The organism is Algibacter marinivivus (assembly GCF_003143755.1).
Lineage (GTDB): Bacteria > Bacteroidota > Bacteroidia > Flavobacteriales > Flavobacteriaceae > Algibacter_B > Algibacter_B marinivivus.
This window is the reverse complement of the sequence record NZ_QFRI01000001.1, coordinates 254,802-269,322: the sequence shown is the minus strand read 5'-3', so window position 1 is coordinate 269,322 and position 14,521 is coordinate 254,802. Positions and strand designations below refer to the sequence as shown.

Here is a 14,521-nt window from a genome sequence, read left to right as displayed (position 1 = left end):
AATCATCAATCTAGTTCATCTGCACTTCAGAAAGTGCCAAAACATTAAATAAATTTGCTTTAGTTTTAAAGAAACTATTTTCAATATCAATAGCTTTCAACTTTGCGTCAATCAATTTTGATTCTCGAGAATTTACTAAAAACAAGGAGCTTTCCCCTAAAAAGAATTTGCGTTCTTCGGCAGATAGCATTTTAGCATAATCTTCAACAATAGTTTCAGTATAATCGTTTTGCAACACATAAGAATCTAGTTCTTGGTTAATGGCATCAATCTTATTTTTAAGACTCAATTTAGTATTCTGAATATCAAACTTAGTGTCTTGAAGCTTTATTTTAGCCAGTTTTAAATCGCCACGTTCTTTTCTTAAAAACAAAGGAAAACTAATATTTACACCACTTTTATAAGCTGAGGTGCTAAACGATCTTGCTACCTCAGGTGTTTGCGATAAAAAGTTATACTGCAAATCAATTTGTGGTAATAAGTTATTTAATTTGAGTCGTTTTTCAATATTTAAACTTCTGTATTTATAATCTAATGATTGCATTTTTGGGTGGTCTTCAATATTAAAATTTTCTATATCTAAACCCGAAGTGTTTAAAATAGTATCAATAGTTGCAAACGTATTTATATCTGGGACAATTCCCTCTTTAATTTCAATAGGTGTATTATCATTCAACCATAAATAGTTTGATAATTCTAATGAAGACTTTACAAACTTAATTCTAGATTTCTCCAAATTCAACTTTCTATTGTTCAAGGCAATTCTAGCTTCTAAAGTATCAATTGCTGGTTTATCTCCAACTTCATAACTCTTCACTATACCATCAAACCTAATCTCAGCATTAGTTAAGAAATCTTCATAAACTCGCTTTTCATTATAAGATCTCAACCAGCTAAAATAGCTTACAGTTGCATTGTATAATATATTATTAACTAATAACTGTCTGTCGGCTTGAGCTTGCTTAACATATAATCTAGATTGCCTTAACATTGCCATACGTTTGTTTGTTAATAAACCACGAGCAACAGGAACCGAAACACCAGCACTGTATAATCCGTCTTCTGGAACAAAGGCTTGCGGGTTTAAAAAATCGCCTGTGTTTTCTTCAAAGTTTCCTTTCAACTCTACACCAAACCATGTTGGGATTTTAAACGTAGCGTTTAGTCTATCAAAATACTCAGTGTTTTTAAATTTCTTTCTATCATAATCAACCTCTAATTTGGGGTCAAAAGCACCACGCGCTTTCATGAGTTTTGCTTCACTTTCATTGATAACCAAGTTAGCTTGTTTCACAATGGGGTGAAACGATTTTACATATCCTAAATATTCTGAAAGTGTAATAACCGAGGTTGAATCTTGAGCTGAAACCAAACAACTAAAGAACAATAATATGTTTAATAAGATGACTCTCATTTTTTGTCTTTTTTAGTGAAACTCAATTTTGAGAAGTTTTTTACGAACTCAAAATTGTAAGTTGAACTAATCCCGATTTTATATCGGGATATATTATAAGTTATTTTTTATCTTTTTTAGACCCTACATTTCCTCCTTCTGGTTGATAATAATTAGGAGGGAAGCTGTTAATTTGTCGCCATAACTCAAACCAGATTGGTACATCTTCGAGTAATGCAATAGTTTTAGCTCCAGAGCCTACCCGTATGGCTTCTGGCCACTCATGGTCTGTTTCATCTGGTGCTAATAAAACACGGTATTTACCATTATCACTTATAAAACGTTCAATCGCCACTACTTTTGCGCCGTAAGTTCCGTAAGATACATTAGGCCATCCGCTAAATACAATTGCTGGCCATCCATCAAACTGTACACGTACTTTTTCTCCAGGATGCAACAATGGTAAATCTATAGGTCTTACAAAAGTCTCAACTGCTAAATCAATTTGTGCTGGCATAATACCAACTAATTCAGAACCTTCTTTAAAAGTAACACCAATACCACCTTTTAAAACTTTATTAATATATCCGCTTTGTGGTGCAGTTACATAAAGTAAGTCACTACGGCGTTTGTAATTTGTAGAAGCATTTTCTAGTTTAGAAACCTGTGCTTGGGTATCAAAACCACTAGACTGAGCGGTAAACATATCACTTTGTGCTTTTGAAATCTTATCTGCAAAAGCTGCATTAGTTCTAGATAATTCTAACTGTGCATTAATCACTTCATTTTGACTCATTAGATATTTATTCTCTTGCGAAATAAACTTTGCTTGAGTTTCTTGAAGTTTCAAACGTTTTTCTTCAACATCCTTTACAGCTTTTAAGCCTTCTTCTTGTAAGGTTTGAATACGATTAAATTGTGTTTCTGCAATTTTAAGATTTGTTTTAGAAGCTTCTAAATCAATACTATCACTTTTTACTTTTAATCGTGATTGTATTAACTTATTTCTAGTTTGTTTAAGTTTTAGACTTTGCTCGTTTCTTAAAGCAGAAATTTGTCTATTTAAGGCACTTACTTTGGCATCATAAGCAGTAACTGAAGATGATTTAGCCTTGATTTGATCGTTAGTTCTTTCTACTAATTTATCATCAAAATAATCACTCTTCACCTCAGAGATTCTTAAAATAGTATCGCCTGCTTCTACGTAATCACCTTCTTGTACACGCCATTCTTCAATACGTCCAGGTATTTGAGATTGTATGGTTTGAGGACGTTGATTGGGTTTTAAAGTCGTTACTATACCTTGCCCAGTTATATTCTGTGTCCAAGGTAAAAACAGTACTATAAACCCAATAATAGCTGCCGCTAATAAAAACCTGTTAAAGTATTTGTAATACTCAACATTCATGATGTTTTTACCAGACTTAAATTTAGCTAAGTCTATCTTTTTATTTAATTGATTATGAGATATATTAAGCATAATTTAGTTTTTAGATTTTATTTGACCCTTTTCTAAAATGATGATTTCATTACATTTATCTGTCCAAACTGAACTAAAACTAACTACAACGAGTGCCCATGGTCTGTCAGGATGTGATAAATAATCTACTATGGCTTTAGTTTCAGATCTATTAAAACGATCTAAAGCATCTTCAAGAATTAATACTTTTGGTTCTTTTAGTATAGCACGAGCCAAAACAAGCTTTTTAGATAAAGAGTAAGACATTTGTCTGCCATCTGGATAAAGCACCGTATTTAAGCCCTCGGGTTGTTCTTTTATAAAAGCTTTTAGTCCAACAATATCAAGAATTTCGTATATTTTTTCATCTTTGATATTAGAGTTTCCAAAAGTTAAATTATCTCTAATAGTCCCTTCAAAAGGGCTTTCATCAGATAAAGAAAGACCTAATTGAGATCTGTAAAAGTTTAAGTGCAAACTATTAATGGACATATCATTTATATAAACATGACCGCCAGTGGACTGAATAACTCCAGCAATTAATCGAAGTAAAGTTGACTTTCCAGAGCCACTTTCTCCTTGAATTAATAACCTGCTTTTCGAATTTATTTTTAATGAGATGTCTTTAAGTATGTGTTTATCTCTATTACCAACTTCATAAGAAACATTTTCTAATTCAATATGAATACCTTTACTGAATTGTGGCGTTTCTCCTGTTTGACTTTCTAAATCCTTATCAACTATTTGTCCTATTTTTTCTAATGAAGTTAAAGTGTCATAAAATGATTCAAGACCAAGAATAAGTTTTTCAACTGAAGCGATGACTAAAATGATGATGATTTCTGCTGCTACAAACTGCCCAATATTCATCTCTTGATTTAACACTAAGGCTCCACCTATTAATAGTAAACTAGCAGTTACAATGACTTTAAAACTTATCATTTGAATAAACTGGAGCATCAATATTTTAAAGTGACTTTCTCTTGCTTTTAAGTAATCATTTACTAAATCATCATTTTTACTAATACCTAAACTAGTGCTTCCTGAGAGTTTAAAACTTATAACTGAACGGGCAATTTCCTGAATCCAATGCGCAACTTTATATTTGTTTTTTGATTCTTTTAAGCTGGTTTCAAGACCTTTAATAGCAGTAAATTTAAAAACTACAAATATTAAGATTAAAAGGAGTAATCCAAAAATGATAAAAAATGGATGGTAAAACGATAGTAGAATTAAGGCAAATAAAATTTGTAGCACTGCCGTTGGTACATCAATTAAAATTTTAGATAAACTTTTTTGAATCGTTAATGTATCGAAAAAACGATTCGCTAATTCTGGCGGATAGTAGTTGCGTAATTCTGCCATTTTTATTTTTGGGAAACGGTAAGCTAACTCAAAAGATGATCTTGTGAAAATACGTTGTTGAATAGTTTCAATAATCCTAAGTTGCATGAGTTGTAATGCACCTGAAAATGCAACACCCAGCGTTACGATAATCACTAATATTATCCATGATGTAGAGATTTGCGCACCTTGAATGAGGTTAATAATAGCTTGAATACCAAGAGGTAAGGATAAAGCAACAATACCCGCGAAAATGGCGTAGTAAAAAATTTGTAAAATGTCCCTTTTTTCTAGTTGAAGCAAGCCTACTAAACGTTGCCAAGGCGTCATTATTTTATTTTCCATAGTTATGATTTCAAAGTATTAAGTACTAGGTTTTTCATAAAATCGGTTGGTGATAGCGTTTCATTACAGTCTGTAATAGATGTAAAGTGATCTTTTAAAAAATGTTGGTGTAAACTGCCTTCTAGAATAGTGCTCGCCAAACTTGATGGGAATTTATAATTTGGCTTTAGCGTTTTAATCATATCGCGTAAACGATGTACAATGCGTTTGTAGATTACAAAATAGCCGTCTTTATTTTCTTGATCGACTTCTTTGGTTAAAAAAGATTTCGAGTTTTCGTTAACCATGATGCGGTTTAATACAACCTCGTTGATATGAGAAAAGTTAGAATCTTCTTTTATTGATCTAGTAACTATTTCAATAGCCTTTTCAATCTTATCTGAAGGGTTTAAGCTATGTGTTTCAAATACCAATTGGTACTCAATCCAAGCCCAGTACCATGATGATAAATAGAGTAGGAGTTTGTGTTTACTTTCAAAATAACGATATATAGAACTCTCGTTAGAACCTATTATGTTTCCTAGTTTTTTAAAGGTAAAACTATCAAAACCAATCTCATCAATTAAGATGATACTGTGCTGTATAATGCGTTTTCCTAAATCGGAAGACTCTGGGTCTTTTACAAAGATTTTTTCTGGAACCGCAATCTTTAAATTTGAAAGTAATGAATCCATAGTTAATTAATTTGATTGCAAATATAATAGTAATACTATTATAAAAGTGAATATAACTATTGATTATGTTAATGCAATTCATAAATAAAATTTATGACACATGTAACTAATTGAAAACAAGTCTATTAGACAGGGGTTTGAGTTGAAAAAAAGTATTTTTTTATGTAAAAACGACTTTGGCGGGTGCGTGGGTTAGGGATTGAGCGGCATGTTTGAGCTCCCCGACGTAGAAGGGAACGAGTAGTGAAAGCCCGACCTTTTGCGATCCTGCAAGGTTTTGAAAACCTTATAGGTATGAGAAAAAGGTAACCCCAAAATTATTTTAATGACAATCTATCCCGTTAGAAACCAAATCGAAAACAGGAGCAGGCGAGAGGTAAGGGATGCCGAGGCCTAAACCGCGAAGGATAAAAAGCGCACCGATAAGCACCACAAACACAGGAATTGCCTTCTGAATTTTTTGTCTGGCAGTGCCTTTTAAAAACTGACTAAAGTAAATTGCAGTAGTCATAAGCGGGATAGTTCCAAGTCCAAAAACAGCCATGTATAGCCCACCGCTAAGTGCGTTTCCGCCAGCCATAGCAGCAAAAAGTGCCATATAGACCAAACCACAAGGTAGAAATCCGTTTAAAAAACCAATGGTTAAAAAAGTATCCATAGTTTTTTTCTTGAGAGCGTTACCCAAGGCTGATTTTACTTTTGAAATGGCTTTGTAAATTGGCTTAGAAAAGTTGTATTTGTTGAATGTTTTTTGCGGAATTACAACCACCAGAATCATTAAAACGCCAATAATAATAGAGAGTTGCTGTTGGTATCCAAAAATAAACAGACTTTTGCCAATAAGCCCGAAAACCAACCCTATCAAGCTATAAGCTAAAAGTCTGCCTACATGATATATACCAATTTGAGATATTTTTTTTACTTGATTTGTTTTGTCTACAGGTAACATAAACGCAATAGGGCCACACATGCCTACACAATGAAAACTCCCCAATAGCCCTAATATGAACGCCGAAACTAACACACTAATAATTTATAGATTCTTTAAACAAATAAGATTTTCCCTTATATTGCCAATCCACTTTAATGTTCCAACGGCCATCTACCAAACGTTTGTCAGGTATGAGCAAATATGGATTAGACAAAGAGATAGCAGTCTCAAAGTCTAGTTGTTTGTTAGATGGCCTATATAGGAACAATTTTCCAGTAATATCTTTATAATTTACAGTTTCAGGGAAGTGTATCACAAGCCCCTCAGCTGTTTTTTCGTAGCTTAAATTTGTCTCTAAAGTGTTCGCATTTTCAAGCTTGTTTATATCGTTTTGGTATTGCAATTCATCAGCATAATAATCCTCGCTAACCAAGTCGTGGTCGTACTTATTATCCACGTTCATGGTAATAATAAAGTACATAATAAAGGAAATAAATCCAATAAACGCTAATACAATTCCGGTACCCCAATTAAATTTCATAATTTCTATTTTTTTTATGGCATTACCCTGTCGGGTCGGGCTTTCCACTATATCTTTTTCTCGTGCCTCAAAAAAGGATGCCGTTTCAATCCCTAATGCACTTATCCGCCAAAGTCACTTCCAACTTTATGCTCCCAACTTACTTATAACTCCTAGGCCCTAAAAAATTAGCCTTAGTCGTTTCAATGAGTTTTTCGCCTTTATAAACGCCAATTTTAATTTTATTCCTATCTCCAGACAATGCCGAATTATTAATCTCGATAAACAAAGTCCCTTCTGCTATCCCTTGACTAGGAACAATAAAATCTTCACTAGTCGATACCAATTTCAATTCGCCTTTATGAGACATCAATTTAAAACTCACATCTTCAATATCTGATGAGGTTTTATTTACCAATTTATAAGTAAACACATTACTGATAATATTACCATCTTTATGCTCATACAATTGCCCAGGTAATCTTAATACATTGGCTTCAACATCATTTCTTAAAAACAACATTCCAATCAGCAACCCAATCATTATAGAAAGAACAGCAATGTAACCTTTAATTCTTGGTGTGAGTTTGAACTTTGTTTTCTTCTCAATTTCTTCCTCACTAGCATAACGAATCAACCCTTTTGGTAAGTTGATACTTTCCATAATATGGTCGCACTCATCAATACAAGCTGTACAGTTTACACACTCTAATTGTGTGCCGTTTCTAATATCAATTCCCGTTGGACAAACATGCACACATTGTAAACAATCAATACAATCGCCATGACCTAAGGCTTCACGATCTTCGTTTTTTCTAAATTTCTTTCTGCCACTTTCGCCTTCTCCTCGTTTATGGTCGTAAGCCACAACAATAGATTTGGTGTCTAGCAAAACCCCTTGCAACCTTCCGTAGGGGCAAGCAATAATACAAACCTGTTCTCTAAACCATGCAAACACAAAATAAAATACTGCAGTAAAAATAAGCAGAGAAATTAAGGTACTTATGTTATTTAATGGCCCTTCAGTTATATGTTCAATAAGCTTATCACTACCAATTAAGTATGCCAAAAACACATTTGCTATAATGAAAGAGATAAGCGCGAATATGATAAATTTAAGCCCTTTTTTTCTTATTTTTTCAGCATCCCATTTTTGTCTATCAAGTTTCCGTTGTTTATTTCTATCGCCTTCAATCCAGTATTCAATTCTACGAAAAACCATTTCCATAAAAATGGTTTGCGGACAAATCCAACCACAAAAAATCCGACCGAAAACTACTGTAAATAGTGTGATAAAAACCACACCAATCAACATGGAAATCACGAACAAATGAAAATCTTGAGGCCAAAATGGAAATCCGAAAATATTAAAACGACGCTCTAATACATTGAACATCAAAAACTGATTGCCATTAATTTTTATGAAAGGCGACAATAGTAAAATAGCTAGTAAAAAGTAGCTTACATACTTTCTGTACTCATAAAATTTCCCACTAGGTTTTTTAGGGAATACCCAAGCACGCTTACCGTCTTCTGTAACCGTACCAATAGAATCTCTAAAATTTTCGTTATCTGGGGTTTCCACAGCCTTTTCTTTTTTCTCTATTTACAAGGTTCCCTAAAATCTTTTAGGTATTGCTTGGCTTTTTTTTAAAGACCTACAAGGTTTTTGAAAACCTCGCAGGTCAATAAGTGTTAGCTTAGTTTGATATGGTTTGTGCTGAATCTGTAACAGTTTCAGCAGGTGTTTCAGCATCTTCATCTATCCAAATATCGCCTTCAGCAGCTTTTGGGTTTGCAGATGTTGTACCTTGAAAGGTTAATATATAACTAGCTACTTGAGCCATTTCTAAAGGTTTTAACTGTGTTTTCCAAGGAATCATTCCTTTTCCTGAACGTCCACCTTCAGATACGGTTCTAAATACGTTTTTAATACCACCACCAAGTATCCAATACTCATCAGTTAAGTTAGGTCCAATACCACCACCACCATCAGCCATATGGCAAGCCACACAGTTGGTTTGGAAAATGGTTTTACCAGTTGCCAAATCAGAAGCATCAGTCAACATGGTTACTGTATTAATATCTACTAGGTTTTTAGCAGTCTTCTTATAAGCTTCAATAGCAACTCTAGCATCAGCTAATTCAGTTTCTAACTCATCAATTTGGTTGTCGCCATCAAAAACATGATACTTTACTAAATAGACAGCAGCAAAAATGATAGAAGCATAAAAACCATATAGCCACCATGGCGGTAAATTGTTATCTAATTCTTTTATACCATCATAATTATGGTCTAAAATAATTTCTCCTTCTTCTTCAATAGGTTTTTGACCTAAAAGTTTAGCATACGTTTTTTTTAACCAAGTAAATTTAAACGACTTTTCTTTTTCAGCTAAAAAGCGCGCTTTAGCTTCTTCATCTAATTTATGAAGCATTACGTTTTCCAACGCGCCAACAATCGCTTCAATAGCTATGAGTATTAAAAGTACTAGTAGTAAAAAAAGTAATACTTCTGGGTATTCTATAAATGCAGGTTTCTCTCCAGAATCTATAAAGAATTCTACGGCTCCGAAAATAATAAAAAATACTACTGGAACACGAATCCAAGATGGAACTAAATTTCTCATAATATATCGTCGTTTTGGTTGTCTAATGGAAGGTTACTCACTCTTTTTATATAGTCCTTTTTAGCGGTTGCTACCCACCAAAATAAGGCTACAAAAAAGATGAAAAATATAAGTAAGGAGATAATCGGGTATATTTCAATCCCTGTGATACTCTCCATATGATTTTTTACAAATTTTAACATGATTTCAAATATTTTTAGGGTTATTGCTGTTGCTCAGGTTTTACGTGAATATCAGTTCCTAGTCGCTGTAAATAAGCAATAAGAGCCACAATTTCTCTGTTTTTCATCTCTATAAAATCTTCGCCATTATCAGCAGCATATTTTTTATCTGCTTCATAGTTTTTAGCAAAATCAGGATCGCTGTATAAGTTTTGCTCAATTTGAGCCCCTTGGTCTAACATGTTCTGTTGCGCATTGGCAATGTCTTCATCTGTATAAGGTACACCTAAAGTTACCATAGCTTCCATTTTTGCTTCAGTCATCGATTTATCTAACTCACTACTGCTACCAGTAATCAGCCAAGGATAACGAGGCATTATTGAACCCGATGAGGTACTCTGCGGATCATACATGTGGTTAAAGTGCCAGTTATCAGAATACTTACCGCCAATTCTGTGTATGTCTGGACCTGTACGTTTACTACCCCAAAGGAATGGATGATCGTAAACAAATTCTCCAGCTTTTGAGTATTCGCCGTAGCGTTCAACTTCACTTCTAAACGGTCGAATCATTTGCGAGTGGCAACCCACACAACCTTCACGGATGTAAATATCTCTTCCTTCTAATTCTAAAGGTGAATAAGGTTTTACACTAGCAATTGTTGGGATATTCGATTTAACCATTATAGTCGGTACAATTTGAATAATACCACCAATTAAAATAGCCACAGTAGCTAATAATGTTAATTGAATTGGACGTCTTTCCAACCAAGTATGCCATCCTTCGCTAGCTGTACGCTTTTTAGTCACACGCTCTAAAGCAGGAGCTTCAGCCAACTCATCTTGTACTTTACTTCCGTTTCTTACGGTAACAATCACATTGTAAACCAGTATAAACATACCAACAATATAAAGTGTACCACCAATAGCACGCATCCAGTACATAGGCATAATTTCAGTAACTGTTTCTAAAAAGTTACCATAAACTAAAGTGCCATCAGGATTAAATTGCTTCCACATACTTGCTTGTGTAAATCCAGCAACATACATAGGTAAAGCGTATATAATAATCCCTAAAGTACCTAACCAAAAGTGTAAATTGGCTAGTCCTAGAGAGTATAATTTCGTTTTAAATAACCTTGGAATTAAGTAATAAATAATACCAAATGCCATAAATCCATTCCAAGCTAAAGCGCCAACGTGCACGTGAGCAATAATCCAATCGGTAAAGTGGGCAATCGCATTTACGTTTTTAAGCGATAGGGTAGGACCTTCAAAAGTTGCCATACCGTAACCCGTAATGGCTACCACCATAAATTTTAAAACTGGGTCTGTTCTTACTTTATCCCAAGCACCACGTAAGGTTAAAAGTCCGTTTATCATACCACCCCAAGACGGCATTAATAACATTACAGAAAATGCAACACCTAAGTTTTGCGCCCATTCTGGTAAGGCGGTGTATAATAAGTGGTGTGGTCCTGCCCAGATATAAATGAATATTAACGACCAAAAGTGGACAATAGATAATCTATAAGAATACACAGGTCTATTCGCTGCTTTAGGAACAAAATAATACATCAATCCTAAAAACGGCGTCGTTAAAAAGAAAGCAACCGCATTATGTCCGTACCACCATTGCACTAAGGCATCTTGTACACCAGCGTAAACCGAGTAACTTTTCATACCGCTTACAGGTAACTCCAAACTATTAAAAATATGAAGTACCGCAACTGTAATAAACGTAGCTAAGTAAAACCAAACAGCAACATATAAATGGCGTTGACGACGCTTTAAAATCGTCCAAATCATATTCACACCAAAAACCACCCAAATTAGGGCAATCGCAATATCAATAGGCCATTCCAATTCGGCATATTCTTTAGATGTGGTATAGCCTAACGGTAACGAAATAGCCGCAGCAACAATAATTAATTGCCAACCCCAAAAGTTAATATTACTTAAAAGGTCGCTTGCCATACGCGTTTTCAATAAACGTTGTAACGAATAATAAATCCCTGCAAACATTGCATTTCCCACAAAAGCAAAAATCACAGCATTAGTATGTAAAGGTCTTAACCTTCCAAAACTAAGCCACGAAATCCCATCCGTAAGGTTCGGGAATAAAAACATAAAAGCAAGTAGCAAACCTACTGCCATACCTACAACCCCAAAAACAATGGTGGCGTAGAGGAACTTGGTAACGATTTTGTTATCGTAATGAAATTGTTGCATTTTCATAAGTACATATTTATTTTTATCAAAGGTCTTATGCAATCGCTTTTAAAATTTGCTCTTTTTCAATTAAGCTTTTGGTTGGCGATTTCATATCTAAAAATTTATTCTTCTTTGGTTAGTATCGTTTTTTCTGGTTTATCCTTAATCAATTCGTCTTCAAAAAGCATGCGTACAGACGGTGTGTAACTATCGTCAAACTGCCCACGTTTTACCGCAACAATAAAGGCTGCAAAAAAGCCAATAGCTACTACAATACTTATAGTTAATAAAATATATATAACACTCATACCTACTTGAAGTTATGGTTCAAAAGTACTTTTATACTTATTTTTAAAAGATGACATTTGTCATGTTCTATCGTTTATTTTAATTTTTTTGACGTTACCACAAGGCTGTGGGCTATCCGCTGCTATCCCTAACGCACTTATCCGCTAAAATCAGTTCCAATCCCTATTTCAATTTTCGTCCTAAAATATTCGTGCAAATCGTTGTAAAAACCACAATACTAATCGAACTTAAAGGCATTAAAATTGCAGCAATCACAGGTGCTAATTGTCCAGTAATCGCAAAATAAAGCCCGATACAGTTGTAAATAAGAGACAGCAAAAAACTCCATTTAATAATTTTTATAGCCTGTTTTGAAGCCTTAATAAAATGATATAGTTGATTAAATTTCGTAGCATCCAAAATCGCATCGCAAGCTGGCGAAAACACATTCACATTCTCCGAAATAGCAATCCCAACATTACTCTGTGCCAAAGCACCAGCGTCATTTAAACCATCTCCAATCATCAACACTTTAGCACCCGAATTTTGATGGTGTTTTATGTATTCTAATTTATCCTCAGGCTGCTGATTAAAAAATAATTTCGTTTTAGCAGGAAGCAGTTTTGTTAAGTTTTCTTTTTCTCCAGCATTATCGCCAGAAAGAATCACTAAATCATACTCCTTTTTCAGTTTATTAAATAATTTGGATAATCCTTTTCTATACTTATTGTAAAACGTAAAAGATCCTTTGTATTTGTTATTAGTACTCACATGTACCGCCGTATTTAGCGTAGCTGCTTCAGAAGTATAACCCACAAAAGGTGCAGAACCAATTTTTATAGAATCTTGATTGTGTTTCGCTTCAATACCTTTACCAATATGTTCTTCATAAGTATCTAAAGTCACAATGTCATTTTCATTCAAAAGAGAATATAAAGACCTACTTAATGGATGATTAGAATTTCGCAATGTACTTTTCAATAACGCTTCTTCATCTTCTGAAAGTTCTAATCCAATATATTCAATAGACGTTTCTTTATTAGCAGTAATGGTTCCTGTTTTATCAAAAATGATAGTATCAACAGCCGCTAATTGTTCAATAACTGAAGCGTTTTTTGCGTAAAATTTCAACTTTCCAAAAATGCGCAATAAGTTACCAAACGTAAAAGGTGCTGCCAATGCAATAGCGCATGGGCAAGCAATTATTAATACAGATGTAAATACATTTAATGCTTTAGAAGAATCTGAAAATAGCCAATAGCTTGTGGCTATTATAGCAATACTCAAAACAGCAATGGTAAAACGCTTACTAATGGCATTAGTTAAAGTTATAAAACCATCCTCTTTATTTTTACTAAACACATCGTTACTCCAAAGTTGGATCAAGTAACTTTGCTCTACGGTTTTTAAAACATCAACCTCTATACTGCCGTCCAATTGTTTTCCACCAGCAAATAATTTATCGCTAGATTGTTTTGAAACCGCCTCAGATTCTCCAGTAACAAAACTGTAATCAATCCGTGCATTCCCTTTAATCAAAATACAATCTACAGGAATCAACTCTTCATTTCTAATTAAAAGTCTGTCGCCTTTTTCAATATCATAAACTTGAATAGACGTTTCAGAATTATCAGATAAAATTTTAGTGATTCCAATCGGGAAATACGATTTATAGTCGCGCTCAAAGGATAAAAACGCATAGGTTTTCTGCTGAAAAAACTTCCCAAGTAGCAAAAAGAAAATAAGTCCAGAAAGGCTATCAAAAAAACCTGTGCCAATATCAAAAATAATTTCGGCTGTACTTCTCACAAATAAAACTGCTGCACCCAAAGCAATAGGCACATCAATATTTAAAATTTTAGAGCGTATTCCTTTATAAGCTGAAATAAAATAATCTTGAGCCGAGTAAAAAACAACAGGTAAAGAAAACACAAACATCAACCATCTAAAAACGGGTGCATATTTTTCAATCCAAAATCCACTCACCTGAAAATACTCAGGAAACGACAAAAACATAATGTTACCAAAAGCAAAACCAGCAACACCTAGTTTGTAAATTAGTGAGCGGTCAACATTCTTTTTTCCAACGCTATAATCATCTAAACTTATAAAAGGCTCATAGCCAATACTACTTAGAAGTTTTACTAAATCTTTCAAAGAAAAATGTTCCGTATGATAATTTACCCGAACTGTTTTCTTTCCAAAATTTACAATTGATGAACTTACAGAAGGATGCAGTTTATTCAAATTCTCAAGAATCCAAATACAAGAACTGCAATGTATATGCGGAATATATAAAGTAACGATTTGAGTTTTTTCATCATTAAATTCCAGTAAACGTTCAACTATTTTAGGGTTGTCTAAAAAGTTATATTTGCCTTCAATCTCCTTTGGTGTAGTACCTGGTGCGTTTTGTAAATCGTAGTAACACGTTAAATCGTTTGCAGAAAATATCTCGTAAACAGTCTTACAACCATTACAACAAAATGATTTATCATCATATATAATTTCTGAAGTTGTAGAATCTAATCCACAATGGAAACATGTTTTATGTTCCATAATT

General features: G+C 33.8%; 12 protein-coding genes. All 12 read right to left on the bottom strand.

Annotated elements, in window-relative coordinates:
• Positions 1-10: 10 nt before the first annotated feature.
• The 12 genes from DIS18_RS01295 to DIS18_RS01240 all read right to left on the bottom strand — a co-directional run bounded on the left by DIS18_RS01295 (position 11) and on the right by DIS18_RS01240 (position 14,517).
• Complete coding sequence (locus tag DIS18_RS01295; protein WP_109351240.1) at positions 11-1,414, bottom strand: TolC family protein; 1,404 nt, start codon at positions 1,412-1,414, stop codon at positions 11-13.
• A gap of 100 nt (positions 1,415-1,514) precedes the next feature.
• Positions 1,515-2,873, bottom strand: a complete 1,359-nt coding sequence (locus DIS18_RS01290; protein WP_109351239.1) for an HlyD family secretion protein — start codon at positions 2,871-2,873, stop codon at positions 1,515-1,517.
• Between the two features lie 3 nt (positions 2,874-2,876).
• Positions 2,877-4,541, bottom strand: coding sequence for a peptidase domain-containing ABC transporter (locus DIS18_RS01285; protein WP_109351238.1), 1,665 nt, complete (start codon positions 4,539-4,541; stop codon positions 2,877-2,879).
• 2 nt (positions 4,542-4,543) lie between these two features.
• Positions 4,544-5,215, bottom strand: coding sequence for a TetR/AcrR family transcriptional regulator (locus DIS18_RS01280; protein ID WP_109351237.1), 672 nt, complete (start codon positions 5,213-5,215; stop codon positions 4,544-4,546).
• Between the two features lie 322 nt (positions 5,216-5,537).
• The gene (locus DIS18_RS01275; protein ID WP_109351236.1) at positions 5,538-6,239 is read right to left on the bottom strand and encodes a sulfite exporter TauE/SafE family protein; all 702 of its coding nucleotides are present in this window, start codon (positions 6,237-6,239) and stop codon (positions 5,538-5,540) included.
• A 1-nt stretch (position 6,240) separates the two neighbouring features.
• On the bottom strand, positions 6,241-6,687 hold the full coding sequence (locus DIS18_RS01270; RefSeq protein WP_109352548.1) for a FixH family protein: 447 nt from the start codon (positions 6,685-6,687) through the stop codon (positions 6,241-6,243).
• Between the two features lie 139 nt (positions 6,688-6,826).
• The gene (gene ccoG, locus DIS18_RS01265) at positions 6,827-8,251 is read right to left on the bottom strand and encodes a cytochrome c oxidase accessory protein CcoG (RefSeq protein WP_109351235.1); all 1,425 of its coding nucleotides are present in this window, start codon (positions 8,249-8,251) and stop codon (positions 6,827-6,829) included.
• A gap of 115 nt (positions 8,252-8,366) precedes the next feature.
• Positions 8,367-9,296, bottom strand: coding sequence for a cbb3-type cytochrome c oxidase N-terminal domain-containing protein (locus DIS18_RS01260; protein WP_109351234.1), 930 nt, complete (start codon positions 9,294-9,296; stop codon positions 8,367-8,369).
• The gene (locus DIS18_RS15020) at positions 9,293-9,478 is read right to left on the bottom strand and encodes a CcoQ/FixQ family Cbb3-type cytochrome c oxidase assembly chaperone (RefSeq protein ID WP_109351233.1); all 186 of its coding nucleotides are present in this window, start codon (positions 9,476-9,478) and stop codon (positions 9,293-9,295) included. The genes DIS18_RS01260 and DIS18_RS15020 overlap by 4 nt, the downstream gene beginning before the upstream one ends.
• 20 nt (positions 9,479-9,498) lie before the next feature.
• The gene (gene ccoN / locus DIS18_RS01250; RefSeq protein WP_109351232.1) at positions 9,499-11,694 is read right to left on the bottom strand and encodes a cytochrome-c oxidase, cbb3-type subunit I; all 2,196 of its coding nucleotides are present in this window, start codon (positions 11,692-11,694) and stop codon (positions 9,499-9,501) included.
• A gap of 98 nt (positions 11,695-11,792) precedes the next feature.
• Positions 11,793-11,978 carry a cbb3-type cytochrome oxidase assembly protein CcoS gene (gene ccoS / locus DIS18_RS01245; RefSeq protein ID WP_109351231.1) on the bottom strand — a complete coding sequence of 62 codons (186 nt, stop codon included), beginning with the start codon at positions 11,976-11,978 and terminating at the stop codon, positions 11,793-11,795.
• A gap of 163 nt (positions 11,979-12,141) precedes the next feature.
• Positions 12,142-14,517, bottom strand: coding sequence for a heavy metal translocating P-type ATPase (locus DIS18_RS01240; RefSeq protein WP_109351230.1), 2,376 nt, complete (start codon positions 14,515-14,517; stop codon positions 12,142-12,144).
• Positions 14,518-14,521: the final 4 nt, after the last annotated feature.